This is a genomic window from Brevibacterium sp. CFH 10365, from assembly GCF_009299785.1.
GTDB classification, from domain to species: Bacteria; Actinomycetota; Actinomycetes; order Actinomycetales; family Brevibacteriaceae; genus Brevibacterium; species Brevibacterium limosum.
In genome coordinates this window covers 74,119-100,719 of sequence record NZ_VIGO01000011.1, presented here as the reverse complement: position 1 = coordinate 100,719, position 26,601 = coordinate 74,119, and the positions used below count along the sequence as shown (strand labels likewise).

At 60.7% G+C, this 26,601-nt stretch carries 24 protein-coding genes; 20 read left to right on the top strand and 4 right to left on the bottom strand.

Annotated elements, in window-relative coordinates; genetic code table 11:
• Together FHG09_RS18350 and FHG09_RS18345 are read right to left on the bottom strand one after the other, a co-directional pair.
• The coding region (locus FHG09_RS18350) for a transposase (RefSeq protein WP_193627444.1) at nucleotides 1–524 on the bottom strand (524 nt) is incomplete at its 3' end.
• 191 nt (nucleotides 525–715) lie between these two features.
• Nucleotides 716–2,053, bottom strand: coding sequence for an MFS transporter (locus FHG09_RS18345; RefSeq protein ID WP_152349078.1), 1,338 nt, complete (start codon nucleotides 2,051–2,053; stop codon nucleotides 716–718).
• Between the two features lie 187 nt (nucleotides 2,054–2,240).
• Between FHG09_RS18345 and FHG09_RS18340 the strand changes: the two genes are divergently transcribed.
• From FHG09_RS18340 to FHG09_RS18310, 7 genes are read left to right on the top strand one after another with little or no spacing between them, the layout of a single operon-like run.
• On the top strand, nucleotides 2,241–3,017 hold the full coding sequence (locus tag FHG09_RS18340; protein WP_193627443.1) for an IclR family transcriptional regulator: 777 nt from the start codon (nucleotides 2,241–2,243) through the stop codon (nucleotides 3,015–3,017).
• Nucleotides 3,014–4,189 (top strand): CaiB/BaiF CoA transferase family protein, encoded by a 1,176-nt coding sequence (locus tag FHG09_RS18335; RefSeq protein ID WP_152349076.1) that lies wholly within the window; start codon nucleotides 3,014–3,016, stop codon nucleotides 4,187–4,189. The genes FHG09_RS18340 and FHG09_RS18335 overlap by 4 nt, the downstream gene beginning before the upstream one ends.
• A complete protein-coding gene (locus FHG09_RS18330; RefSeq protein ID WP_152349075.1) occupies nucleotides 4,186–4,926 on the top strand; it encodes an enoyl-CoA hydratase/isomerase family protein in 741 nt (246 codons plus the stop codon). Before FHG09_RS18335 ends, FHG09_RS18330 begins: the two co-directional genes overlap by 4 nt.
• Complete coding sequence (locus tag FHG09_RS18325) at nucleotides 4,923–5,759, top strand: CoA transferase subunit A (protein ID WP_152349074.1); 837 nt, start codon at nucleotides 4,923–4,925, stop codon at nucleotides 5,757–5,759. Before FHG09_RS18330 ends, FHG09_RS18325 begins: the two co-directional genes overlap by 4 nt.
• Nucleotides 5,752–6,513 (top strand): CoA-transferase subunit beta, encoded by a 762-nt coding sequence (locus tag FHG09_RS18320; protein WP_227492866.1) that lies wholly within the window; start codon nucleotides 5,752–5,754, stop codon nucleotides 6,511–6,513. The genes FHG09_RS18325 and FHG09_RS18320 overlap by 8 nt, the downstream gene beginning before the upstream one ends.
• The gene (locus FHG09_RS18315; RefSeq protein WP_152349073.1) at nucleotides 6,510–8,021 is read left to right on the top strand and encodes a class I adenylate-forming enzyme family protein; all 1,512 of its coding nucleotides are present in this window, start codon (nucleotides 6,510–6,512) and stop codon (nucleotides 8,019–8,021) included. The genes FHG09_RS18320 and FHG09_RS18315 overlap by 4 nt, the downstream gene beginning before the upstream one ends.
• 44 nt (nucleotides 8,022–8,065) lie before the next feature.
• Nucleotides 8,066–9,070, top strand: a complete 1,005-nt coding sequence (locus tag FHG09_RS18310) for a serine hydrolase (protein ID WP_152349072.1) — start codon at nucleotides 8,066–8,068, stop codon at nucleotides 9,068–9,070.
• A gap of 27 nt (nucleotides 9,071–9,097) precedes the next feature.
• Here the strand turns inward: FHG09_RS18310 and FHG09_RS18305 are convergent, their stop codons facing one another.
• The gene (locus tag FHG09_RS18305; protein ID WP_193627441.1) at nucleotides 9,098–10,183 is read right to left on the bottom strand and encodes an ArsR/SmtB family transcription factor; all 1,086 of its coding nucleotides are present in this window, start codon (nucleotides 10,181–10,183) and stop codon (nucleotides 9,098–9,100) included.
• 289 nt (nucleotides 10,184–10,472) lie between these two features.
• Here FHG09_RS18305 and FHG09_RS18300 point away from each other — a divergent pair, with 289 nt between their 5' ends.
• The 7 genes from FHG09_RS18300 to FHG09_RS18270 are packed head-to-tail and all read left to right on the top strand — an operon-like array spanning nucleotide 10,473 to nucleotide 17,507.
• Nucleotides 10,473–12,032 (top strand): ABC transporter substrate-binding protein, encoded by a 1,560-nt coding sequence (locus tag FHG09_RS18300; protein ID WP_193627440.1) that lies wholly within the window; start codon nucleotides 10,473–10,475, stop codon nucleotides 12,030–12,032.
• A gap of 28 nt (nucleotides 12,033–12,060) precedes the next feature.
• Nucleotides 12,061–13,017 (top strand): ABC transporter permease, encoded by a 957-nt coding sequence (locus tag FHG09_RS18295; RefSeq protein WP_152349069.1) that lies wholly within the window; start codon nucleotides 12,061–12,063, stop codon nucleotides 13,015–13,017.
• Nucleotides 13,018–13,026: 9 nt separating this feature from the next.
• A complete protein-coding gene (locus tag FHG09_RS18290; protein ID WP_152349068.1) occupies nucleotides 13,027–13,902 on the top strand; it encodes an ABC transporter permease in 876 nt (291 codons plus the stop codon).
• Nucleotides 13,899–14,864 (top strand): ABC transporter ATP-binding protein, encoded by a 966-nt coding sequence (locus FHG09_RS18285; RefSeq protein ID WP_152349067.1) that lies wholly within the window; start codon nucleotides 13,899–13,901, stop codon nucleotides 14,862–14,864. Before FHG09_RS18290 ends, FHG09_RS18285 begins: the two co-directional genes overlap by 4 nt.
• A complete protein-coding gene (locus FHG09_RS18280; protein ID WP_152349066.1) occupies nucleotides 14,861–15,694 on the top strand; it encodes an ABC transporter ATP-binding protein in 834 nt (277 codons plus the stop codon). The genes FHG09_RS18285 and FHG09_RS18280 overlap by 4 nt, the downstream gene beginning before the upstream one ends.
• 20 nt (nucleotides 15,695–15,714) lie before the next feature.
• On the top strand, nucleotides 15,715–16,635 hold the full coding sequence (locus FHG09_RS18275; protein WP_193627439.1) for a serine hydrolase: 921 nt from the start codon (nucleotides 15,715–15,717) through the stop codon (nucleotides 16,633–16,635).
• Nucleotides 16,632–17,507: a serine hydrolase gene (locus FHG09_RS18270; protein ID WP_152349064.1), complete on the top strand. Its 876-nt coding sequence runs from the start codon at nucleotides 16,632–16,634 to the stop codon at nucleotides 17,505–17,507. Before FHG09_RS18275 ends, FHG09_RS18270 begins: the two co-directional genes overlap by 4 nt.
• 10 nt (nucleotides 17,508–17,517) lie before the next feature.
• Here FHG09_RS18270 and FHG09_RS18265 read toward each other — a convergent pair whose 3' ends face one another.
• A complete protein-coding gene (locus FHG09_RS18265; RefSeq protein WP_152349063.1) occupies nucleotides 17,518–18,600 on the bottom strand; it encodes an ArsR/SmtB family transcription factor in 1,083 nt (360 codons plus the stop codon).
• Nucleotides 18,601–18,756: 156 nt separating this feature from the next.
• Between FHG09_RS18265 and FHG09_RS18260 the strand changes: the two genes are divergently transcribed.
• The 6 genes from FHG09_RS18260 (at nucleotide 18,757) to FHG09_RS18235 (ending at nucleotide 26,600) form a co-directional block, all read left to right on the top strand.
• Nucleotides 18,757–19,608 carry a hypothetical protein gene (locus tag FHG09_RS18260; RefSeq protein ID WP_227492865.1) on the top strand — a complete coding sequence of 284 codons (852 nt, stop codon included), beginning with the start codon at nucleotides 18,757–18,759 and terminating at the stop codon, nucleotides 19,606–19,608.
• Nucleotides 19,605–20,627, top strand: a complete 1,023-nt coding sequence (locus tag FHG09_RS18255; protein ID WP_152349062.1) for a Bug family tripartite tricarboxylate transporter substrate binding protein — start codon at nucleotides 19,605–19,607, stop codon at nucleotides 20,625–20,627. Before FHG09_RS18260 ends, FHG09_RS18255 begins: the two co-directional genes overlap by 4 nt.
• The gene (locus FHG09_RS18250) at nucleotides 20,624–21,241 is read left to right on the top strand and encodes a tripartite tricarboxylate transporter TctB family protein (RefSeq protein ID WP_152349061.1); all 618 of its coding nucleotides are present in this window, start codon (nucleotides 20,624–20,626) and stop codon (nucleotides 21,239–21,241) included. Before FHG09_RS18255 ends, FHG09_RS18250 begins: the two co-directional genes overlap by 4 nt.
• 20 nt (nucleotides 21,242–21,261) lie before the next feature.
• Complete coding sequence (locus tag FHG09_RS18245) at nucleotides 21,262–22,752, top strand: tripartite tricarboxylate transporter permease (RefSeq protein WP_227492864.1); 1,491 nt, start codon at nucleotides 21,262–21,264, stop codon at nucleotides 22,750–22,752.
• Between the two features lie 716 nt (nucleotides 22,753–23,468).
• Entirely contained in the window at nucleotides 23,469–25,625 is a 2,157-nt protein-coding gene (locus FHG09_RS18240; protein ID WP_152349059.1) for a CocE/NonD family hydrolase, read from the top strand.
• Between the two features lie 6 nt (nucleotides 25,626–25,631).
• Nucleotides 25,632–26,600, top strand: coding sequence for a glycine betaine ABC transporter substrate-binding protein (locus FHG09_RS18235; protein WP_152349058.1), 969 nt, complete (start codon nucleotides 25,632–25,634; stop codon nucleotides 26,598–26,600).
• Nucleotide 26,601 lies beyond the last annotated feature (1 nt).

Sequence of the window (26,601 nt, the reverse complement as noted above, 5' to 3'; positions counted from 1 at the left end):
GGGTGGAACCCGAACCCTTTCTTGTCGGTGGGCTTCGCGTCTTCTTTCTCACTGTGGGCGGTCACGAGGGTGGCATCGATATCGACGATCAGCGGAGTCTGCGCATCTGCCTCGTGGTTGGGTGCCTGAGCCCCGGATAGTTCCCACACGCGGGCACGAGCAGCGGCTCGAGCGGTGTTGATCGCGGCCAAGGCGTGGTCGGCATCATGAGCGAGGGTGCGGATGAGGCGTGTGATCGTCGGGTTCGATGCCACTGACCCGTAGAGGTCGGGTTCGTCGCGGAGGCCGGAGCTGTCGGACAGGGCGTCACCGCCGAGAGCCAGCGTGATTGCGATGTCGGTGAGGATCTTTCCCGGGTCATGGATGGCGAAGGGTTTCTTCCACGCCGCCAACGCCTGCTTCAGGTGGAGGCCGAGGCTGCTGGTGTGCACGGTTTCGGTCAGCAGCATTCCTCCGGCTTGGCCCACTGCATTGCTGGGAGCGGTATCGATGTGCAAGCGGGGGTAGGTGCGGGTAGGCTTCACTCTGAGAGTGCTCCTTTTCCAACGGGTTCTGGTTGTCTTCGCAAACACCATTATCCCTGGTCAGGGGCACTTTTCTCTTACCCGTCCACCATCCGGCCGGCCCTAATCATGAAATCTCGAGGCTAGAAGCACGGCAAAGAGTGGTCGAGCAAGGTTGCCCAGCCACTCTTTGCCGTCGTGGTGTGTTCAACTCAAGTGTTGCTTGGTTGATGTTCGACCGGTTCTGCCGTCGGTTCTCGGCGCGGACCCAAGGAGACTACTCCGGTGCGAATTGCGATGATTGCGCCGATGAGACTAACGACAGCAGTCACTGCCAGCCAGATTCCCGGTGCGGCGGTATTGTCGAACTGGTGGATCATGCCCGTTGCGATCGCAGGGGTGAAGCCGCCGACGATTGCCTGCGCGAGGCTGTAGGCAACTGAGAATCCAGTCGCTCGAACTTTTGCCGGCATCATCTCGGTGAGTGTCACGACCATGACACCTTGATAGCTGCCGTAGAGGAATGAGAACCACAGCAGCGCAGTCAGCAGGCGACCAAAGGATGGTGCGGCGACTAGCCACATCATCACCGGGTATGCAGTGATGGCGATGACTGTCGACGATGCAAGTAGCAACTTACCCCGTCCGATCTTATCGGAGAGTGCACCCATGATGGGTATCCAAATGAGATTCGAGAGTCCGACGGCGAAAGACACAATGTAGCTGTCAATGGCGGACAGATGCAGCTCTCGTTCCCCGAAAGTTGGGGTGTAGGTGGTGATCAGATAGAACATGGAGCTAGTCAGCACGACAAGGAGGATCGCAATGCCGACGATCTTCCAGTTTTGCCCCAGGGTAGCGAGAATTGCCTTGACGCCGGGCGTCTGTTTCTTCTTCTCTCGGCTGGCGAATTCCTCGGTCTCTTGCAATGTGCGACGGATATAGAAGAGGAACGGCACCAACAACGATCCGAAGATGAATGGAATACGCCAACCCCATGACTGCACTTGCTCAGCGGAAAGACTGAGGTAGAGGGTGACGCCGATGATCGCGGCGGCCATCACGGATACTTGTTGGCTAGCCGACTGCCAGGACACGAAGAAACCGCGACGCCCTTTCGGTGCGATCTCGGCGAGATAGGTAGACACACCTCCTGACTCGGCACCGGCCGAAAAGCCCTGTAGCAGCCGGCCGATGAGAATGAGGATCGGAGCAGTCACTCCGATTGCGCCATATGTCGGTGTGAACGCAATGAGGAGGACACCCGCCGCCATGATCGAGAGACTCAGTATGAGGCCCTTTCTGCGTCCCTTGTGATCGATGTAGGAGCCGAGCACGATTGCTCCGAGCGGCCTCATGATGAAGCCGACGCCGAAGGTGACGAATGACAACATCAGCGAAAGATACTCATTGCCTGACGGGAACATGGTCGCCGCGATGGCTCCGGCATAGAAGCCGTAAACCATGAAGTCATACATCTCAAGAAAATTACCGCCAGTGGCCCGGAAGACGTCTCCGGCCAGTCTCTTGCGTTGAGTAGGTTGCGACATCTTTGTCTCATTCCGTTCTGATATATAGAACTTAGTTTCAAATGGTGTAACCATCGTTGCTCCGGGTAGCCGGAAATGTCAAGAGTTGCCCCGGAGCGGACTGGCGGGAATGACCAGATCGGTGGTTGTCAGGGAGTTCTGGATGTGTAGACTGGAAAACAGAACGGCGTCCTATATAATGGAACGCATGAATACGACACTGCTCAAAGGACTGAAAATGCTGGAAGTGCTCGCTCGAAGTGAGAAGAGCCGATCGATCAGTGAACTTGTTGGTGAGTTTGAACTGCCTAAGAGCAACGTTCATCGCACTCTTGGTGCCCTCGTCGAGGCAGGTTTCGTTCAGCAGGACGCGGCTGGCAGGTATGAGTGCACGTTGAAGTTGTTTGAACTCGGGAGTCTAATCACTAGCAGGATCGACGTTCGGTCCAAATCGGAAGCGGCCATGGAACGATTGGCAGAGGTTACGCGCGAAGCCGTTCATCTTGCAGTGATCGACGGTGCCGATGTTGTGTACCTGCATAAGATCGAAAGTTCGGAACCGATCAGGGCATATTCGCGAGTCGGCGGACGAGCGCCTGCCTATTGTGTTGCTTCCGGAAAGGCTCTTCTGGCCTACCAGAGCGGGGATTATCTGGATGACTTTCCTGACGAGCTGACGACGTATACGCCGAAGACGCTGACGACAAAGTCCGACCTCAGCAGAGAGCTGAAGGAGGTTCGTGGTGATCGGGTTGCTGTCAACGGCGGCGAATGGCGAGAAGAGGTCGGGGGAGTCGGGGCAGTCGTCTTTGACCATAATGATCAACCGGCTGCTGCGGTCGGAGTGTCTGGGCCGATTGACCGGATTCGAGCCAACCTCGACTCCAATCGGGAGAAGGTTCTCATCGCAGCTCGTGACATTTCTCGAGCACTAGGTTGCCAAGACTATGAGCGGACTATCGCTCGTTGGGAAGGACGAGAATGAGTAATCAACTTCTCAAGGGAGTCCGGGTGGTTGAAGTATGCACGGTAGCGTCCGGACCCTACTGCGGGATGTTGCTGGCGGATATGGGCGCTGACGTCATCAAGATAGAACGGCCGAAGATCGGCGATACGATGCGCAGCTGGCCGCCAATCAGTGACGGCTACAGTGAAAATTTTGCTTCTCTCAACAGGAACAAGCGCTCGATTGCTCTCGATCTGAAGGGCGAAGAAGACCGATGCGTCGCTGCCGATCTGATGGATGCCGCGGACGTGGTCGTAGAGAACAACCGTCCAGGTGTGATGGATCGGTTGGGGTTTGGATACGATTCCGTGAGCGTCTCCAATCCTGGAATTGTGTACTGCTCGATTTCAGCGTATGGGCAACGAGGGCCGCGGAGTCGTGAAGCAGGGTTCGATCTCACCATTCAAGCCATGAGCGGGATCATGAGTGTGACTGGAGAACCGGGCGGGCCGCCGGTCAAATGCGGGGTACCGGTCGCGGACTTCGCAACAGGGCTCTATGCCGCGTACTCGATATCGTCAGCACTCCTGCATGTGCAGTCCAGCGGAGTAGGCTCACACTTGGACATTTCCATGCTGGGTTCAAGCCTCGGAATCTCTGCTCTGCAAACCAGTCAGCTGTTTGGCAGCGGCGATGATCCAGTCGCGCTCGGCGGAGCACACCCGCGGAATGCCCCCTACGAGATATTTCGTTGCGCCGACGGCAATGTGGCGATCGCTGCCGGCAACAATTCCCTGTTCAAAGCGTTCTGCATCGCTTTCGACCGTCCGGATCTACTGGAAGATCCGCGTTTCGCAAGCACAGGTAAACGGGCTTCGCACCAAGCTGTCCTCAAAGCAATCATCGAGAAGGAGCTTTTGGCGGAACGGCGCGCCGCTGAGGTGCTTACCGCTTTGAACGAAGCTGGAGTGCCTTGTGCTCCGATCAACCGCTATTCGGAGGCGATTGCTGACCCACAGGTCGACGCTATGGGGTGGGTGCAGAACCTGACACTGCCCAACGGCACTGAGACCCAAACGTTCGGGTCTCCCGTCCACGTCAATGGACGGCCGAGCAGTGCAATCAAACAGCCACCGCTGCTCGACGAGCACCGTGATGAAATCATCGCCGAACTCGCTCGTCTCGAAGAGGCAAAGGAGCCCATCACATGATCAAGCAGACCTCGTTACCAGCGAGAATCGATAACGACGGAGTCGTGTCTCGAATTCGACTCAACCGTCCGGAGAAGCGCAACAGTTTCAACTCTGACATTGTCGAAGCGTTGATCGCCGCCGTTCAGGAGGCTCATCGTGAGAGCGTTCAACTCATTGTCTTCGAAGGTGAAGGCAGGAGTTTCAGCGCTGGTTTCGACTTCACTGACCTATCGAACCAAACGGACGCTTCCCTTGCATTCCGATTTCTACGAGTCGAAACCCTTCTGCAGCTGGTTGCTTCGTCCCCGGTCTCGACACTTGCGCTGGCTCACGGACCGACATTCGGCGCGGGAGCTGATCTGTTCACAGCCTGCGACGAACGCATCGTCGACCCTGATACTACATTCCGATTTCCTGGATTGAAGTTCGACGTGGTTCTCGGAACGCGACGACTCAGGGACCGCATCGGAGTCGGACTCGCTCGGTCGGTGCTTGCTGAAGGTCGAACACTCTCCGCTCAAGAAGCACTTCGTGCAGGCTTGGCCACCGGCATCTCTGATCGGAACGAATGGTCGTCTGTTATTGATGCAGCGCTCGAACGAACTCGGCTGCTGTCTGATGAGGGGACTGCCTCGCTGAATTCTGTACTGGTGGTCGGGGAGCCTGACGTAGATTTTGCCGAACTCGCTCGCAGTGTGGCTGTACCTGGGCTGCAATCGCGGGTTGTCGAATATGTGGAAGGTAGTCGCAAATGACGGAACAAGTACAGCAACGTGGCAAGGAAGCCTCGTTGGCGAGCCTAGTGGAGCTCATTCCGGATGGATCGACAATCGCCTTTGGTGGAAGCTTCCTCCATCGTTCTCCCAACGGCGTTGCGCGAGAACTCGTGCGACAAGATAAACGAAACATAGAAATCATCAAGCAGTCGCCGGGCTACGACATCGATCTGCTATGCAGAGCTGGCGTAGTCGACCGGGCACGAACTGGGATCGTTGCGATCGAGGGCAACTTTGGTCTGGCTCCGCACTATCGCAAGGCAGTGGAATCAGGCGCGCTCAAGCTCGAAGAGCACTCGTGCGCAACGCTCACGGCGGGGCTCCGGGCATCAGTGTTCGGAATTCCTTTTCAACTGTGTGCTGGTATAGATGGCTCGGACCTCGCCGAACTCAATCGCTGGGTGAAGATCGATGACCCCTACGGCTCCGGTCGTCACGGATGGGCGATTCCGGCTATCCGGCCGGATTTTGCCATTCTTCATGTCAATGAAGTCACGGACGAAGGCGATGCTCGAGTATTCGGCACATCTCATTGGGACCGGGTGATGAGCAGGGCGGCGAAGAAGGTTTTCATCGTCGCCGAGCACAAGGTCGATGCAGCCGAGTTCCAAAAGGAGCCCAACCTCACCTTGGTCCCTCATTTCCTCGTCGACGCGTACTCTGTGGCTCCAGGCACTGCATGGCCGGGCTCCTGCTGGCCAGATTATGAGGTCGATTATCCAGCAGTAGAACGATATTTGGAGCCGGGCGACGACGCTTTCGGCGCGCACCTTAGCGCTGCTCCGGAGCTGTTGGAGGCACAGCATGCTTGAGACATCACGGACCGAGGAAATAAGCCACGAGGCATCCGCCTTTGAATACATGGTCATCAACTTGGCGCGGTTTATCCGACCCAACGAAATCACATTCAGCGGCGTGAACTCGACCTTTCCCATGCTGGCGTGTTTGCTCGCTAAACGTGCCTACGACTTTCCCTTCACCTATATCAACGTCGCTGGAGGTGTTGACCCAGAACCCGCGAGCGTTCCCATTTCGAGTTCTGACCCCATTCTGACCACCGGCACCGCATCAATTTTCGACAACGAGGACTTCTATGATCTGAGCTGTCGGGGCGGAATGGACCTGAGTTTCCTCGGAGCGGCTCAGGTCGATGGGAGAGGGAGGACCAACAATTCAGCAATTGGTCCCTGGACGCACCCAAAGGTGCGACTTCCAGGCGGCGGCGGAGCAGCTGTGATGCTGCCGACCGCAAAACGCTGCGTCACATGGCGGACCGAGCACAGCAAACGTACTCTCGTCGACGACTTGGACTTCGTCACGGCTGACGGCGGCATGAATGGTCTAGTAACACCGCTTGCGGTGTTCGAGCTCATCGACGGGGCACTGACGCTCAAGTCGTTCAATCCTGCATCTTCTCTCGACGCGATTCGCGAACGAACTGGATTCACTATTTCAACTAGTGGGGTAGAGCCGACCCCTCCGCCAACATCTCGAGAACTCGAAGCACTGCGTTCACTCGATCCAGAGGGAGCGATTGCAGCAGACAACGAAGTGAGTGTGCAATGACATCAGCGGCAGAAGACATCACCTTATCTCAATGGATTAGTAGCAGTCTTGACCTTCATGCGAGCAACGATAGAACAGCCTATGTTACGAAGTCCGGTATCGTAACCTACGCTCAATTCAGGGAGCAGGTCGCGAAAGCGCAGAGCAATCTGCTAGATCTCGAAGTGACGCGCGGGACTCGGGTTGGACTTGTAGTCGACAAGACCGTCGAATCATTGGCCGCCTTCGTCGGGTTGATCCTTCTGGGTGCATGCCCAGCTGTTATCGATCCCCGCACTCCCTTGAGCCTGCTCAGAGAACAACGTGAAGTCACAGAGTTGTCAGCGTTCGTCTGCGAGGCAGCTCGATATGAAGAGCTATTAGAAATTTCAGACAACGTTGCGTCGACGAGCAATCTTACTAGCGCACCAAGTTGCGACCTGCTCGTGCGGGGTATCGAAACCGATGACGAAGCATTGCTGCTGTTCACCTCCGGCAGCACTGGCCGCCCGAAGGGCGTCGTTCTCAGTCACCGTGCTGTGGTGGCGCATGCGGCAGGAGTCATTGAACGTACTGAACTGTCGTCGGATGACGTGCTGCTCCATTTAATGCCGATCTTTCATACCAACGGGGTCAACAATCAGATCATCGCACCGCTGCTTGCTGGTGCAAAGGTCGTCCTTGAAGAGAGGTTCCAACCGAAGACCGCCCTTGAATCACTAGCTTCGGCTGGTCCTACGATTGTCACCGGTGTGCCCACGATGCTGCTCCGAATGCTTCCGCACATTGCGCCAGACGCCTCATATCCAAGCCTTCGTATGGTCCGATGTGGGTCGGCTCCCATCAAACCTGAACAAGTTGAAGAGATCGAGGCTGCGTTCGGTGTTCCGGTCGTGCTCTCGTACGGCATGTCCGAAGCAACATGTACTTCCACAATGAACCCGCCAGACCGCCGAAAAGTAGGTTCGGTCGGCACTGCGCTTGCAGGACAGTCTGTGAGGATTGCCAAGCCGGGAAGCACAGATCCTCTGCCTGGAAACGAAGACGGAGAAATCCTCATAGGAGGGCAAACTCTGATGAAGGGATACCTGGGTGCGGAAGGTACCAACCCGGTGGAAGACGGCTGGCTTCACACCGGCGATCTCGGACATGTCGATTCTGACGGATACCTTACGATCTCTGGCCGATTGAAAGACACAATTGTGCGTGGAGGCGAGAACATTTCTCCAGCGACGATCGAGCAAGTGCTTATTAAGCATCCCAGTGTTAACGATGTATGCGTGGTCGGACGTGAGCATCATGATCTTGGTGAGGTGCCAGTGGCGTACGTAAGCGTCACAGATACCACGGATGGGACCTCGACCTTAGAGTTGGAAGCTTGGGTGAAGCGCTCTTTGAGCCGTCCGTTCGTCCCTGAACAGATCCAGATTCTCGATCAGCTACCTGTCACTCCAGTGGGCAAGATCGATCGGAAGTCCTTGGCCGAGCTCGACAGACGTGAGGCAGATACTGTCCGTCGCGCGACGTGAGCGAGACAGGACCGAATGTTGCCAGTCTGTGGTGCGAGCTCAGAATGTTTCAGTCTGCATCCGATTTGGATACCTTTGGATTTAGAGATCCGTACCTGGGCGAGGAGATGGTCACCGAGCCGGGGACCGATTTCATCTATTCGAGTGGGACCTCGCACATGCTCGCCGTGTGCGTGCAGCAGGCGGTGGGGGAGCGTCTCGATGAGTATCTGCGTCCGCGGCTCTTCAACCCGCTCGGCTTCATCGGCCACACCTGGTCGACCGATCCGGAGGGATTCAACAGCGGCGGCAACGGCCTGAGTCTGCGCACTGTCGATCTGCTCAAATGGGGAGTCCTCCACCTGCGCGGAGGTGAGTGGAACGGCACTCAGCTGCTTCCAGCCTCGTGGGTGGAGGAATCGACAACCTGGCACGTCGCTGCCAGTCATTCGACATGGAATGGCAGCGGATACAGCGCCGCCGCCGGCGACGGTGATGAGGGCTACGGATATCAGATCTGGCTGCAGGATGGGGCCTACTACGCATCCGGTATGTTCGGCCAGGTCTGCGTGGTCGTTCCGGATGCCGAAAGGGTGATCGCCGTCAACGCTGCGCTCGAACGATCCCAGGCGCGCGAACTCGTCGGCGACCTCATCGAGTTAGCGCGGGAGGGGGCGCAGCAGGCTGGTCGAGTCTCCTGCGCCGGCCGACGGATGCCGATTGCCGCGGAGCCGAGTGAGCTCTGCTCGGGGGTCGCCGGTGAGTACATGAGCACGGACGGGGCCTCATCGCTGACGGTGAGGCATGTCGACGCAGACACCGGCTCGTCTCCGATGTCGGGGCCTCGTCTGCATCATTCCTACGTCGACGACGAAGTGCCGATCGCGGCGCGCGTCGAGCAGACCGGTCGGTCCGAACTGACAGTGACCATCGACTACCTCTCGGCACCGTTCGTTGACACCCTCACCCTCGCCGCAGCCACCGACGGTGGGCTCACCCTCACCCGTTCCGCGAACGTCAACAGCACCGATGCCTCATCGATCACGACGTCCTACGTCCGCAGCCGGTGATCCGCGGCGGCTGCCGCTGACCCGACCTCAGCGCAGCACCGTCGAGAGCAGGTCGGGTCCGAGCTGAATGATCTTATCGACATCGACACGGTGGAAGATGCGCTTGCCGCGTCGTTCGGAGACGAGCAGGTTCGCTTCACGGAGTACTCGGAGTTCGCGAGATGTCTGCGCCGCCGTCTGATTCATGCGGGCAGCAAGCTCGGACGTGGTGATGGGTTCGCCGACGAGGTGGCGGAAGAGCTCGATTCGGAAATCCGAGTTGAGCGCTGCCAGGCGTTGTCTCATCCTCTCGATGCCCATGGGCTCAGTCGTCGAAGTCCTCACAGGGAAATGAATGATGACGGGCTGCGCGCTCTCCCATTTGACCGTGAGGTGGGAGCCGATCCGCACGGAAGGAACGGCGATGACCTCACGATTCTTCAGGGCAACGGAATAGTTCTGTAGTTTGTCGATGCGGATCTCGTCGAAGGCGGGTTCATGGTGGGCGCTGTGGTGGAGGCTGGAGAGGGATTCACCGTTGGAGAGCGTCCGAATCTGGTGGTGGTGGAAAGCGGCGGCGGTGCTGATCTCCTCGCGCACACGCATCCACTCACGTGCGAAGAACCGGGTATTCGTCTCCACGAGGAATCGAAGCAGACGCGCTCTGAGCTTCGCCGGGCCCTCCAGCAGGGCAATGGCCAGATCATGTCTGGCGTTCGACCGCGAGAGGCAGTAGTCGAGGAAGCCCGCGCGTTCAGGCGTGTCGGCCAGGAGTGTGTCGACAGCCGGAATCGGGCCGCGCATGCCTTGAACCCCTTCGGCGCACAGTTCGATGAATGCATGATCGGGCAGGGCCGCAATGGCCTCGAGCTCTGCCGTCAGCCCCTGCGACTTCGGTGCGAAGGGAAAGAACAGGCGGCACCGAAATCGTGCCCACAGCGGGGACAGGAAGTTGAACTCCCGTAGGTAGGCATCATCGACCGATTCCGAGATCTCATTGAGCATGGAGCGTGCCTCGAGATGATGGTCCGGTTCCGCCATGGAATGGAGAACCGCCATCATTTCCGCCAGCGGAGAGACGACGACGTGCAGTTGCGAGCTCGAAAAGCTCTGAAGCTTGAACACGATGGTCACAGTGCGTCTCCTCAGTGGTCGGTCGTGCACGCGCGACCCTGGGGCGGTGCGAGCGCGAGGGCATGTCGTGGTGTGTGCCATTTCACAACGATTGGGCACTTCCTGTTAAACGTAGCACTACCCCTGACTCGAGCGTATAGCCTCATGGGACACGGTGTGAAAGGGATTCGCCCACTGATTGCAACTGCGTTTCCCTGCATACTCCCGTCGGCCACCGATGTCTGCATGAAGTCCTGAGGCGTGCGCAACCCGATCGACGGAGAAGACGAGAGATGAGGAGCAGATGAGGATGAAGTGGAACCGATTGGCAGCAGTGGCAGGTGCCTGCGCAGTGACCATGGCGGTGTCTGCGTGCGGGGGTTCGGGCGAGACATCAGGCTCTCTCGATGAGCTCACCGTGGCCTACCCGCAGGAGGCATCGAACTTCGACCCGGTGATCTCGACGGAGGTCCCCGCCACCGACCTCATCCGCAATGTCTTCGAGACCCTCTTGACGCAGAACGACAAGGGCGAGCCGACGCCGATGTTGGCGGAGTCGTTCACCCAGTCGACGGACAACCGAACACTCACCTTCGTTCTGCGACAGGACGTGAAATTCCACGACGGGAGCATCATGGACGCCGACGACGTGGTGGCCTCGATGAACCGCTGGTTGGAGCACTCCGCGGCAGCCCAGTACAGCTTCAAGGGTGCAACGTTCGAGAAGACCGACGATAACGAAGTCACGATGAAGCTCAAGACGCCGAACAGTGCCGCTGCGCTGGTCCTCGCCTACGGCGAGTCGAGTATTCCGCTCATCACCACCGCGGAGAACGCGGAGGCCGCCGGGTCCGCACCGATGACGGAGAACCTCGGCACCGGACCTTTCACATTCACCGCATGGAACAAGGGACAGAACCTGCAGCTGAGCCGCTTCGACGACTACACCCCGGCCGAGGGTGAACCCAGCGGATTGGCCGGGGACCGGACTGCCAACTTCGAGAAGCTCACCTACGAGTTCACACCGGACCCCTCCACCGAGGTCGCAGGGCTGCAGTCCGGCAAATACGATGTGGCCGAGGTCCTGCCCTATGACAATTTTGACCAGCTGGAGGCCGATTCTAACCTTTCGCTCGACCTCACCGACAAGGTCTCGATGCCCAACCTCTACTTCAACAAGAAGGAGGGCCTCTTCGCCGACGTCAAAGCCAGGGAGGCGGTGGCCGTCGGGCTCGACCGGGAGGCCATCCTCAAATCCGCGTACTCCGATGCGAAATTCTATGAATCTGCCAACGGCTGCATGATGCCCTCGGCACTGTCGAACCAATGGCCCTGCGCTGAGGGTGAGCAGCCTGGACCCGCCGATACCGCGAAGGCCGAAGAACTTCTCGGTGAAGCCGGATACGACGGCGAGAAGGTTCGGATCATCACCTCCCGTGACGCCGGCCGTGCCTACCAGGCGTCAACGGTGCTGCAGCAGCAGCTCAAAGGTCTGGGCATCGACGCCGAACTGGAGAACTTCGACTACGCCACACTGAACTCCAAACGGACCGAACCGGACGCCTGGGAGCTCATCGTCATCAACAACATCGCGAAGATCGAACCGTTGCAGCAGTTCTACATTCCCGAGGACAATCCGGGCTGGACAGAACAGAAGGAATTGGATCCAATCGTCGACGACTACCAGTCGGCGGAGACGGTCGACGACCAGCAGAAAGTCTACGCCGAACAGATGCAGGAGTGGTTCACCTCCTACATTCCGGTGGTCAACCTCGGCAGCGCTGCTGACCTCTACGCCGTCAGGGACGGCATCGAGGGAGTGCAGGCGTTCGGCGGCAGCCTGATCCTCTGGTCGGCGACAGCACGATGATCCCAGGACTCGGGCAGAAAGGTCTCTGATGCTGATATTCGTCGTTCGCCGTGTCGTGGCAACGATCCCGGTGCTGCTTGTGGTTTCGGTCGTCGTCTTCATGCTCGTCCACCTCACTCCGGGTGATCCGGCGCGCGTGATCCTCGGGGCGGAAGCACCGGTGGATCAGGTTGCGGCTCTGCGTGAGGACATGGGGCTCAACCAGCCGATCCTCCTCCAATACTGGGACTGGCTCATCCACGCGGTCCAGGGAGATCTGGGTACGTCGATCTTCATGCAGCAGCCGGTGACCGAGGTGCTTGCTGAACGCATCGGTCCCACGGCTTCCCTGGCGATTGCAGCCGAACTCATCATCGTCGTCGTGGCCGTTCCCCTCGGAATCGCGGCGGCCAGGCGGCCTGGTGGGTTCATGGATCGTTCGGTCATGGTGGTCGCGCTCGTGGGAATGGGGATCCCCAGCTTCGTCCTCGCGATCTTCCTCGTGCTCGTCTTCGGCGTGATCCTCCAGGTGCTGCCCACGGCAGGATGGGTCGAAATCTCCGATGGCCTTGGCGAGTATCTCAGCCATCTGGTACTCCCCGCCATCGCCTTGGCCGTCATCCTCTCCGCTCTGGTGGCGAGAATGACTCGCGGGTCCATGATGGATGTGCTTTCGGAGAACTTTGTGCAACTGGCGCGGTCGATCGGCATGGGCGAGACCCGCATCGTCTACCGAGAGGTGCTGCGCAATGCCTCACTGCCAATCATCACGGTGCTCGGAACGACGTTCGGCAGCCTCATCACCGGTGCCGTCGTGACTGAAACGGTCTTTAACATTCCGGGCATCGGGCAGCTCGTCGTCGATTCCATCGACCGGCGGGACTATCCGGTGATCCAGGGAGTCGTTCTCCTCGGCGCCGTCTTGTACGTGGGGCTCAACCTGCTCATCGACCTTCTCTACGGAATCCTGGATCCGCGGGTTCGCCTCACAGCGGGAAAGGTCTGAGTGCACATCATGGCTGTATCGAGCATCACCACACCCGTCAGCAAGAGCCGCCCCAGGCCGCTGACCTGGGCGAGGAAGAACCCGAGTCTCGCGCTCGGTTGCGTCATCGTCATCGTCCTCGCTCTCGCCTGCTTCGTGTTTCCGTGGCTGTCGTCGACGGATCCGAACGCGGTTGACGCGAACCGCAGACTCGAGGGGATGTCGCCGGAGCATCTACTCGGAACCGACCAGTACGGCAGGGACGTGCTGGCGCGTTTCTTCCATGGCGGGCGGATCTCGCTGCTCGTCGGGTTCTCCTCGGCGGCGGCTGCCACCGTACTCGGGCTCATCATCGGGATCCTCGCCGGCTATGTGCGATGGCTCGATCAGGTCCTCATGCGCATCGCCGACGGACTCCTTGCGATCCCCGGGGTGCTGCTCGGAATCGGACTCATGGCGTCCCTGGGCCCGGAGGTCGGCAACGTGATCATCGCCATGGCGGTCGTCTCGACTCCGACCATGGCCCGGTTGGTCCGGTCGCGGGTGATCTCCGTGAAGGAGGAGACCTACATCGAAGCGATCAGGCTGCAGCGTCCCAACTTCTTCCGTCTCGTGTGCCTGCACATCGTGCCCAACATTCTCACCACCGTCGTGGTGCAGGCGACCTTTGTCTTCGCCGACGCCGTCATCGCCGAGGCGACGTTGAGCTTCCTCGGAGCCGGCGTGCCACCACCCGATGCGAGCTGGGGAAACATGCTCTCCGATGGCAAGACACTCCTGTTCTCGGCCTGGTGGGTCGCGGTCTTCCCCGCCCTCGGCCTGGTCACAGCGGTGATCGGCCTCAATCTCGCCGGGGATGGTCTGCGCGACATGCTCGACCCCAAGAATGCAAGGAAACTTCGATGAGTGAACACGACACGCGCGCACCGATCCTGCGCATCGACAACCTCAGCGTCGAATACGACACCGATGAGGGCTCCTTCGCCGCGCTGCGGGGCATCACTCTCGATGTCGCCCCCGGTGAGATCCTCGGCCTCGTCGGAGAATCGGGCTGCGGCAAGAGTACGCTGGGACGGTCGCTCCTGCGACTCAACGATGAGGCCGCCACGACGTATCGGGGTAGCATCCACATCGACGGCACCGAGGTGCTCGAACTCAGCGATGAGGCACTGCCGTCGCTGCGCGGATCTGAGATCGCGATGATCTTCCAGGATCCGCTGCGGTCGCTCAACCCCGTCTTCACCGTCGGGACCCAGCTGAAAAACGCGGTCCGACTCGGCGGAATCACCGATCAGCGGGCAATCCACGAGGAATCCACGTCGCTGCTCGAACAGGTCGGGCTCGACGAACCGGAACGCCGCCTGCAGCAGTATCCGCATCAGCTCTCGGGTGGGCAACGGCAAAGAGTGGTCATCGCGATTGCCCTCGCGCAGAAACCTAAGGTGCTCGTCGCGGACGAGCCGACCACTGCCCTCGACGTGACGACGCAGAAACAGATCCTCGCGTTGCTCCGGCAGCTCTGCATCGATCTCGGAATGGCCCTCATCTTCGTGACCCACGACCTGGCCGTCGTCTGGCAGCTGTGCGACCGGGTAGCGGTGATGTATTTCGGAATCGTCGTCGAACACGGCACCGTCACCGACATCTTCGATCAACCCACGCATCCGTACACGCGCGGACTCCTCTCGGCGGTGCCGAGCCTGGAGACGGACAAGAGCCGCCCAATGGCGACGATCGAACGCGGGCGCGATGATGGCCAGACCGTCAGCTGGGAGGACGGTTCCGTCCGCTTCGAACGGATTAGCGACACACACTTCGCCCGTGCGGTTCCGGCCGCACCCGGAACCGAAGGGGCAGCGAAACTATGACCATTCGAACCAGTACCTCGACTGCGCTGCTGTCCGTACGCGATGTCTGTGTGGACTTCAGCCCGGGAATGATCGCACGGCTGCTCGGAACCTCACCGATCAGGGCCGTCATCGATGTCAGCTTCGACGTCGCGGCCGGTCGAACATTCGGGATCGTCGGAGAATCTGGCAGCGGGAAATCGACGACGGCGCGAGCCATTCTCGGTCTGGAAGAGGCCTCGAGCGGAACAATCTCCTACGACGGCACCGACCTGAGAGCTCTGCGCGGGGCCCGCCGCCGTGCGGTGGCGCGGGAGATGCAGATGGTCTTCCAAGACCCGTCCTCGGCGCTCAACCCGAAGCTTCGCATCGGGCACCTGCTCACGGAGCGAGTGAAGATCCACCGCCGGAGGGAGTATGGGCACCGCAACGAGATCATCAGGAACGCTCTCGATGAGGTCGGCCTTCCGCACGCGCATCTTGAGCGATTCCCACATCAACTCTCCGGAGGGCAACAGCAGCGGATCGTCATTGCGCTCGCCCTCATCTCACAACCACGTGTTCTCATCTGCGATGAGGCAGTGTCCGGTCTCGATGTCTCCAGCCAGGCGCAGGTGCTCAATCTGCTCAATGACCTCAAGTCCGATCGGGGTCTGAGCCTGATCTTCATCACTCACGACATGGGTGTCGCCCGGTACATCTCCGACGACATCGCAGTGATGCGCAAGGGGCTCATCGTCGAACAGGGTCCTGCGGACGAGATCTTCACCGATCCGCAGTCCGATTACACGCGTTCGCTTCTGGCAGCCGTTCCCGCGCTGCCTCATTCATACAGATTCACCGACGCATGAGCGTCACCGAGGAAGGAACCATGACCCGAATCCAGGAACAGCTGTCGACACTGATGGGGGACCAGCCCTTCACGACCCGGTGGGCGCTCCACGACCTCCGCAGCGGTCGATTCTACGGCGAGCGCGTCGACGAATCTCAGTGGACCGCGAGCACGCGCAAGGTCTCGGTGATGATGTGCCTCCTGCACGAGGTCACCGCGGGGCGAATCGATCTCGACCAGCAGGTCGAATATACCCCTGACCTGGCCGAGGGAGTGCAGTCGGGCACGTTTCGATACATGACACCCGGGTTCTCCTTCCCGCTGCGGGACGCATTGGCACAGATGATCGTCTCCAGCGACAACATCTGCACTCGGCTGGTCTTCGACTCTTTGGGCGCGGATGAACGCGAACAGCTGCGAGTCGTCAACGACTTCTGCCAGAACTCCGGGCTGCATCACACGATCCACCGGCACGTCTTCCCGGACACCAGCCGGATCCCCTGGTACCACACTGACGCGCCGATGACGACGACGACACCTGCTGACCAGATTCTCATGCTGCGGGCGATCGCCGATGGCAGCCTCTGTGCCGAGGGGTCCCCGCGGCTCGCGGTGAGCCAGGAATTGTGCCGCTACGCACTGGAACTCATGACTCAAGGCTGGGACTCGTTCGAATTCGCCCGTTTCCTCCCCGACGACGTGCGAGTGGCGCAGAAGGGCGGACGCGGGGTTCGCGGTCGGTCGGAGATCGGGGTGATCTATGGCCGTGACGGGCAACCGGCGTGTGCGATCGCGGTCTACACCGATTGGGTCCAGACTCGTCTGCGGGACGGCCGTCCCGGAAATGAACTGGCGATCGACCTCATCTCCGCATTTGGTCGGGGCGCGTGGGAGCTGATCGTCAACGATTCCGACATTCCCGCAGACATTCTCGAGTATGGAAGGCCAGTGACCGCATGACCATCACCGCTAATCGGTTTGAAGAGACGATTGCAGGGTACGCAGCGACTGTCGATGCGCACACGGCCTGGACGGTGCTCGATCTGTCCACCGGCAACAGGGAGCAGGTGCGTGGAGGCGATCCGGTGCCCGTCGGCGACCTCGACTCTCTCGTCTGGTATCTGGCGCTGAGCGATGCGCATTCGCGCGGTGAGATCGATCTGTCGGCGGCCTGCACCCTCGAACAGCGATACCGGTCCGATGGGAACAGAGGCGTCATCGGATGCATGTCCGACGGACTCGAACTGACTCTCGGTGATTTCCTCTCTCAGACCGTCATCACCGGGGACCCCGCCGCCTTCGCGGCGGTAGCAGAGGCCGTCGGTGCCCAAGGTGCCTCATCCGCGGCCATCGTCGATCGCTTTCTGCGGCTGCAGGGTGCGGGTGGTCTCGGCGGCCGGCCCCAGCTCTCGGCCGCCGGGAGGTCGGGTGTGGCGATCGGGTCGACGACGACGAACGAACAGGTCGATCTCCTGCGCCAACTCGTGGAACAGGCCGGCGCCGGCTCCGGTGAGCACAGCGGCCGGGCGCAACGCAGTCTGACCGTGCTCGGCTCGGTTCTCAAGGCGGGTGGGTTGGGTCGTGGTCTGCCGGGCTACGGTCCGTTCAGAACCAAGGTCGCCCATGTTGCCCGCGGAGGCAACGGAAACTCAGCTACGGTCCGCAACGACGCCGCAATATTCTTCGACAACGGCAGCCCCCGAGTGATCGTCAGCGCCAGTGTCTCGGAGATTCCGCTCTGGCAGGGTGCGGTGCCCGGAATCGCCATCGCAGAGGACTTCCTCATGAATGTCTCCAGAGCCGCCTGGCTGCAGAGCACGGGACGAAACTGAGTCTGCCCACTCAGACTCGAAGCATGCTGATGACATCGGTGCCCAGACGGCGCAGGGTATTCAAATCAAGGTGGTAGCGTACCTCGGCACCGTGACGATGCGCGGTGATGAGACCCACCTCCCGGAGCCGGCGCAGGTCGCGGGAGATCTGCGGTGCCGATTTGAACTCGCGCTGGGCGAGCTCCGTCGTCGAAGCGGGTGCGCGCAGCAGGTCGCGGCACAGCCGCAGACGTCCCGGATTGTTCAGCGCAGCTAGGCGGGCTGTGACTGAGGCCAAATCGTCGTCGAACTCCGCATTGCGATCACGCACCGGAACGCTGATGACGATCGGATACCCCGGATAATGTTTGATCGGGATGTGTGGGGCCGAATGCATACTCGGCACAAAGACGACGTGGGAGTTCGACAGCAGCGCTCTGGCACTGTAGAGCTTCGTGAAGACCACCTCGGATTCGTCGCGGTCGACCTGCGTGACCGGAAGTCGTTCGAACACCTCCCACGGATCACGGCGCACGGTCCGCAGAAGCAGTGTCCTGAAACGTTCGAGTGAGCCGGAGATGCGGTCCCATTCTACGGCGAAAGGACCTGCGCCAACGGTGTGCAGGAACGAGGTCAACTGTTGCTGGACCGCGTTTGGCTCTGCGCCGAGGCGTCGCGCCAATGTGACGTGCTCCTGGCTGTAACGACTCATCCGCTGGACGAACCGTTCCGTTTCCCAGCTGACGTTGCGGTTCGGGCCGCTCATTTGGAACGCATTCTGCCCGACCATCGCCTGCGTCGTGAGGGCGCGAAACTCCTCGGTTTCGAGAGTGCGGATGGATTCGATCTCGGCGTGGATGTCCGAGGCAGACTCGACGGACAGTGGAGTGAAGAACCGCGCCTTGAAGGCGCCGAGGATGGGCTTCCAGGCATCGAGACTCGCGCGTAGCCGACCGCCCTCCGCTTCGGCGAATTCGTCGACCCACTGCCTCGACAACGGGTGGTGATCCGGATGAAGCGAGGCATGCAGTGCGCATCCGAGCTCCGTCAGGGGTGAGAGTCGGGTCTCCACTTTTCCGTCGAAACGGTCATCGATCACGAGCGTGACGGGCATCGGGTTCCGCCCTTTCGGTCCTGATTAACTCAATAGTGTTAATCATATTGTGCCCCCAGCTCTCACTCCTCGACACTGATGAGAACTCGCTGAGACGACCTCGGACCAGAACGTGCTCGAGGCGTTGCGAGATGAGCATCTAGAAGGAGACAGACCTTGACCATTGCCGCCCAAGAGCCGAACCCCAGAGATTCGACGGGGTACTACTACAGTGGGGAGTCGACCCAGTTCGCTTGCCGCGCTGACCAGCGGTTCTCGTACTGCATGTACGTTCCCTCCGGCTATGCTGCTCGCACCGCTCCGTTGCCGCTCGTCGTCCTCCAGCACGGGACCGGACGCCGGGGACCGCAATACCGGGACAACTTCGCTGATTTCGCCGAAGCCCACAATGCGGTCGTGCTCGCTCCGCTCTTCCCAGCCGCGATTGAGGACCCGGAGGATCTCCACAACTTCAAGTTCATCAAATACCACGACATCCGATTCGACCTGATCCTGCTCTCGATGGTCGACGAAGTGGCCGAGAAGTTGGAGATCGAATCCGAGCGTTTCCTGCTCCACGGCTTTTCCGGGGGCGGACAGTTCTCCCACCGCTTCTTCTATCTCCATCCCGACCGGCTGCGAGCAGTTTCCATCGGGGCCCCTGGACGTCTGACGCTCATCGACGAGACACAGGACTGGTGGCTGGGGTGGAAGGGCATGGACGATGCCCTTGGTATGAGGCCGAAGCCGGAGCTGCTTCCCTCGGTGCCTGTCCAGATGGTTGTCGGGGACCGCGACGTGGAGACCTGGGAGATCAACAACCCCGGAGAGAGCAACTGGATGGACGGTGCCGAGAAAGCCGGCGCCACCCGCGTAGAACGTCTCCACACACTTCGCCGCAACTTCGAGGAACACGGAATCTCCGTGCGCTTCGACCTCGTCCCGGATGTGGCCCATGAGCCGATGAAGGTTCTCGGACGTGTCAAGGACTTCTTCTCAACAATTCTCAACAAGGACGATTCTCAATGAAACAGACAAAACTGACCGCGAAATTCCTCGGCGCCTGTGCAATCGGCTCCGCACTTCTGCTCACCGGTTGCGAAGTCGGTGACGGCTCGGGGACGAACACCTCGGCGGGTGCGGTCGAGTACCCGACGAAGAAGATCAACATCCTGGCCCCCGGGTCCACAGGAGGGGGATGGGACACGCGGGCCCGCGCCATCCAAGCTGGGTTGGGCGAATGCGACGTCACCGACCAATCCGTCTCCGTGACCAATGTCCCGGGCGCCGGCGGCACCATCGGCCTCTCCGAGTTCGTTGACCACACAGCCGACCCCTACAACCTCATGGTCATGGACACGGTGACAATGCTCGGGGGCATCGTCCGCAACGATTCCCACTATGACCTCTCCGAACTCACTCCGATCGCCGGTCTCACCGTCGCACGCACCGCAGTGGTTGTTCCCGCTGACTCTCCGTTGAAGTCAATGGCCGATCTGCGCAAGGCCTTCAAAGACGATCCCAAGGCGCTGTCCTGGGCGGGCGGATCGCTCGGCGGACCCGATCACCTTATGGCGGCACTGCTGGCCAAGCACGATGGGGTGGACATCTCTGACCTCAACTACGTCGCCACCGGAGGAGGCGGTGAAGTCGTCAGCCTCCTGCTCAGCGGCAGCGCCAAGGTCGCCGTGTCGACCTACACTGAACTGGCTTCGCAGATCGACGCCGGCGACATCCGGCCGCTTGCCGTGACCGGGACTGAACGCAAGAAGGGTCTCGACGCACCGACGCTCGAGGAGCTCGACCTCGGCGACATCGATTCAGCCTCGACCGGTGGCATCCTTGCTCCGCCGGAGGTCTCGAGCGAGGATGCGGATGCTGTGACGGCGATGGTCGAGAAGCTGCACGGGACGAGCTGCTGGACTGAAGCACTGGAGAAGAACGCCTGGGAAGATGCGCTGTCCAGTCGTGAGGAGTTCGCCACGACCATCGCGGAAGACAAGGCCAAGGTCGAAGAGATCCTCGACGAGCTGGAGCTCAAGGAATGAGTGCTGATTCGTCTGGGGGCACGACTGCCTCGGCGAAGCACCCCCGCGCAGGTGCGGGGGCTGCGGTCGAAGAACTCATCATCGCGGTAGCGGTTTTCGCCTTCGGTCTTGTCATGGTGGTGGGGGCGCTGGGCTTCGACGGTGGGGCCGGGTACCAGGTGGTCGGACCGGGAGTGTTCCCGATGATCGTGGGTGTTCTCGGACTCGTCTGCGGAGCAGTCCTCACTGTGACACGTGCTCAGCTGCTTGTGGGTCGCATTCGCGGGGGCACTCGCGATGATGGCCCCGGTGAGGGAAGCCGCGGCGAACACGAGGGGCCTGCAGGGCAGCCAATCGCCGGCAGCGATGAGCCGGGTGGAGCACGGGAACCGATCGGCTGGCGCAGGGTCGCCCTGCTCGCGGGCCTGCTCATCGGCTATGCGGTTCTGCTCGTTCCGGTCGGGTTCTGGCAGTTGACCGGGCTCGTCTTCACCCTTTCGACGAAGATCTTCGGAGGTAAGCGATTCGTGCGCAACCTCCTCATCGGCTACGTGCTGGCGCTCGCGGTCTACTTCCTATTCGACCGCGTCCTCGGTGTTGGCCTGCCCGACGGATACTTCAGGATTGCGGGGTGAGTTGAGTGATGGATTCACTGATGCACCTCTTCGAGGGCTTCTCGACGGCGTTCGCCCTGCAGAATCTGCTCTTCGCTCTCGTCGGTGTCACAATCGGCACTTTGGTGGGCGTGTTGCCAGGGCTCGGTCCGGCGACGACCCTTGCCCTGCTGCTGCCTCTCACCCTCGTCTTCGAGCCGGTCAGCGCGCTGGTCCTCTTCGCCGGCATCTACTACGGGAGCATGTACGGTGGGTCGACCACCGCGATCCTCATGAATATCCCGGGAGAGACCTCGTCCGTGCCGACGACACTCGAGGGCTACCCGATGGCTCGCCGAGGCAGGGGCGGCGCGGCGTTGGCCACCGCCGCGATCGGGTCCTTCGTCGCCGGCACCCTGGCAATGATCGGCGTGGTCTTCCTTTCGCCGCTGATGTCCGAAGTCGGCAAGGCGTTGCAACCGGCAGAGTACTTCGCGATCATGGTCTTCGCCTTCGTTACGGTGACCTCGCTTGTCGGAGACTCAGTGGTCAAGGGGCTGGCGAGTCTGGCGATCGGGCTGGGCATCGGACTGGTCGGTATTGACTCTCTCACCGGGCAGATGCGCTATGCATTCGGAGTGGCGACCCTGAACGACGGTGTCTCGCTCGTCTCGCTGGCCGTCGGGCTCTTCGCCATCAGTGAGGCGTTCTCTCTGGCATCCCGGGGGCCCGAAGGAAGTACGCCGATCATCGGCCTCGACGGCCCGGTGTGGATGAACAAGCAGGAGTGGAAGCGTTCGTGGAAGCCGTGGCTGCGCGGGGCTGGGCTCGGTTTCCCCATCGGTGCGCTTCCAGCCGGCGGCGCCGAGATCCCCACGTTCCTCAGCTACACGATCGAACGGCGGCTCTCCCGACGGAAGTCCGAATGGGGCAAGGGAGCCATCGAGGGTGTGGCCGGACCCGAAGCAGCGAACAACGCGGCCTTCTCAGGAACCCTCATTCCGCTGCTCACCCTGGGGATTCCCACCTCGGCGACGGCGGGGATGCTTTTGCTCGCCTTTCAGATGTACAACATACAGCCCGGGCCACTGCTCTTCGAGTCTGAGTCCCCGCTGGTGTGGACTCTGCTAGCGAGTATGCTCATCGGCAATGTGATGCTGCTCGTGCTCAATCTTCCGATGGTGAAGATCTGGGTCAAGCTGCTCTCCATCCCGGAGCCGCTCATGGTTGCCGGAATCCTCGTCTTTTCCACCTTGGGTGTGTGGTCCTCATCGAACAGCATTGTCGATGTCTGCCTGGCCTACGGTGCGGGACTCGTCGGCTTCTTCCTGCGTCGGTCCGGGTATCCGATCGCACCGATCATCATCGGCGCGCTTCTGGGACCCTTGTTGGAGGAGCAGTTCCGGAGGGCGATGTCATTCAGCCAAGGTGATTGGACGATTTTTCTCACACGACCGGTGTCCGCGGTGATCCTTCTGTTGGCGGTCGCGGCTCTTGTTGCGCCGGCGGTCTTCAGACGGCTCTCGAAGACCAAGGCAATCGCTTCGGAGTGAGGCATGAGGCGGTTGATGTCACCTGGCCCGCTAGGCCCCCAGCAGGACTACTGATCGTCGAGGGGCGCACTTTGCAACGTGCTCCCCTCGACGATCAGTAGTCCGCAAGACGCAAGGCCCGGCGTCGGTCAGTCTCCGAGGCTACTTTCGATCTGATTCAGCACACTGTCGAGAGCCCGTATCTCGAAAAGCAGTCGACTAATGGCGGTGTCGTGGCGCATATGTCATCGAACTTTACATGCACTGGACCTGCTTCGCCTTCGCCCGGTGGCGAGGAAAGAGCCGCTGACAATGCTCCAACTGTGGTCTACCGTACCGATGTGTTTGACCGTACCGAGGTTTGTCGAGAGGCCGATATTCGCAATGCCAGATGCGTGCCCGAGGGTTTCGATGACGGCGCCGAGTCGAGCGCGCGGGCGGCGTTTCCGAGTTCGTCTCACGCCTGGACTGCCTGGGATGCCATCGAGGGTGAGTGTGCTGATGTCCCCTCCCCACCTGCAGCGCGGTGATTTCTGACGCGACTTGCCGGGTAGAGGCGGGGCGGGGCTCTCTGGATCCATAGGTGCTGGGGAGGCTGGTGTCGCGTAATGATGAACTGATCGAAGGGGTGCTCCTCACCTGGTGCCCATGCTTTCCTCCTTCCGGTCCGTACAGCAGAATCTCAGACTCTGAATGAGCTGAACGGCGATGCAGGAGCGCCCCTAGACTGGCATGCTATGTCATCGAATACTGAGAACTCTGCACTTCCCGACGACACTCAAACTGGATCGCTCGTCCCGGCCGACCGTTACCGCGAAGATCCTCGACCGGTTCGAATCATCAAACACACACGCATCGCGCTGAGTGATGGGGTCGAACTCGCGGCTCGAGTCTGGTTGCCGGAAGATCTCGGTGACGAAGCTGTTCCCGCTGTTCTTGAGTACATTCCCTACCGCAAGAACGACATGACCGCCGGTCGCGATGACACGATCCACCCCGAGTTCGCCCGTGCCGGTTACGCCAGCGTCCGTGTCGATCTGCGCGGCTGCGGTGACTCGACCGGGGTCATGACCGATGAGTACTCAGCGACAGAACTCGACGACGGGCTGCAGGTACTCAAGTGGATCTCGGCGCAGGACTGGTGCAACGGCAAGGTCGGTGTCATCGGCAAGTCGTGGGGCGGATTCAACGGCCTGCAGCTAGCCGCACTGCAGCCACCGGAACTCGCCGCCGTCATCACCATCTGCTCCACCGACGACCGCTATGCCGACGACGTCCACTACAACGGAGGAACCATCGTCGGTGACCAGATGCTTTCCTGGGCTTCGACGATGTGGGCCTATAACGCCCGTCCGCAGGACCCCGCGATCATGGGCGAAGGGTGGAAAGACGATTGGAAGAGACGCATCGACGAAGCCCCGGTGAACATCGAGGACTGGCTCGGACACCAGCGGCGCGACGACTACTGGAAACAAGCTTCGGTGTGCGAGACACCGGACGCCATCGAGGTTCCGGTGCTGGCCGTCGGCGGACTGCTCGACGAATACCGGACCACTCTCTTCCGCCTCATGGACAACGCGAATCGTCGCCGGAGCACCGACCCCGAATCCCCGGCGGTTCATGCGCTGCTCGGGCCCTGGGCCCATAACTATCCCCACCAGGCCGCTCCTGGCCCCGGCATCGACTTCATCTCTGAAGCCGTCCGGTGGTGGGACAAGTGGATGAGTGGGATCGACAACGGTGTTGACGAACAGCCGCAGCTGCGCGCCTATGTTCCCGACAGCACCCCCATCTACTCCGACCGTGAGCACCGCCCGGGACGATGGATCGCCGAGGCGACGTGGCCGACCCCGCAGATCACGGATACGGTGATGCCCGCCAATGAGGCGCACATCTCCGACCGGGCCCCGCTCGATTCCACTGCGCTGCTGGGCTTCCAGGGAGGAAGCTGGCTGCAGTTCGGCGAAGCCGCCGGGATGGCCGGAGACCAGGCCGCCGACGATGCCCGGTCCTACACCTGCGACTGGGCTCTCGAAAACGGTCTGGAGATCGTCGGCACACCGACCGTGCGAGCAACGCTCACCTCCGACCGTGACCGCGGAGTCATCGCAGCACGACTATGCGATGTCGCCCCTGACGGCAGCTCACGCCTGGTGACGCTCGGACTGTTCAACCTCACCCATCATTCGAGCCACGAACACCCCGAGTCGCTCACGCCGGGAACTCCGGTCACCATCGACGTCCCGCTGCTGGCCACAGCACACCGTTTCGCTCCCGGGCATACGCTGCGCTTGAGCATCTCTGCGAGCTTCTGGCCCAACCTCTGGCCCTCGCCGGAGACCACCCTCATTACAGTGAAGTCGGCCCCCGAGCTGACACTGCCAATCCGCACTGTCACTTCCGAGGACGACGACGCCCGCATCTCCGCCGAGGTGACCGCACAGCTGGGCACTGCGCCGACCCCTCCGGTGTCGGTCATCGAGTCCGACGGCGCACCGATGACACGTGAGCTCAGCTGCGACCTCGTCGATCGCAGCGCCACGGTGACGACCGTGACCGAGGACTGGCAGACCGACCTCAGCGACGGTCTCTTCTACTACACCAATGAACGCGACTCCTACTCACGCAGTGAGACCGACGCACTGTCTCCTGTGGCGACGTGTGAAAGGACGATCATCTACCGACGCCCGGCCCTGGAGGTCGGCGCGAATCACGCGCAGGCCGCCGCGACCGCATCTGCCGACTCGGGATGGGAAGTCGAACTGCGCACTAGATCGACGATGCGCGGTGACGAGGGGAACTTCCTCGTCACCAACGAACTCGTCGCCTACCTCGACGGAGAACCGTTCCACACTCGAACCACCTCGGCGAGCATTCCTCGCCACCTGAACTGAGGCGGAATGGACATATTCGGACAACAAGAACATCTCAACAGACGACAGGCACTCTCCGGACTCGGCAGAGGGCTGCTGGGTCTGGGCGCACTCGGAGCGACAGCCGCGTCACTGAGCGGATGCACCAGCAGCCTGGCGAATGATCAGTCGGGGGCGAAGAAGAGCACAAGGCCGATCACCGTGGGGTCGAAGGGATTCGCCGAGAGCTGGATCATGGGCGAGCTCTACGCTCAGGGGCTGAGGAACCTCGGCTACACCGTGGATCTCAAGACGAACGTCGGCTCCAGCGACATCATCAGCATGGCTCTGCTCTCGGGCCAGATCGACCTCTATCCCGAGTACACCGGAGTCATGGTCGTCAGCTTCATGGGCGAGGAGAAGCTCATGGACTCCGCCGAGCAGACGTACGATCTCGCACGGACGTGGGCAGAAGACAATCAGGTGACGATGCTCCAAGCGACACCGTTCGAGAACAAGAACGCGGTCGCTGTTCGCCGAGACTTCGCCGATCAGCATGATCTGAAGACCGTGTCCGATCTCAAAGGGATCGGGGACTTCACCTACTCGACCTACCCCGACAATGTCACTGGCGGCCAAGGTTACGAAGGCATCGTGGACACCTACGGGCTGGAGAACATGAAGCTCAAAACGCTGAGCATCGGGCTCAACTACCAAGCTATCGAGCGAGGGGAGATCGACGCCGCAGACGTCTTCACAACCGACCCGCAGCTTCTGCGCAGCGATCTGGTCGTCCTCGACGACGATAGGAAGATCTTCGGATTTCAGAACGTCGTCCCTCTCATCCGGGACGATACTTTCGCCGAGCTCGATGACGATGCCTCTGAATTCCTCGACGAACTGCAGTCACTGTTCACCCTGGAAGCGATCCAGGCGATGAATGAGGCCTCCGCCATCAACCGGCTCGATCCGGCACAGGTGGCGAAGATGTTCCTCGACGAGAACGGATTGATGTGAA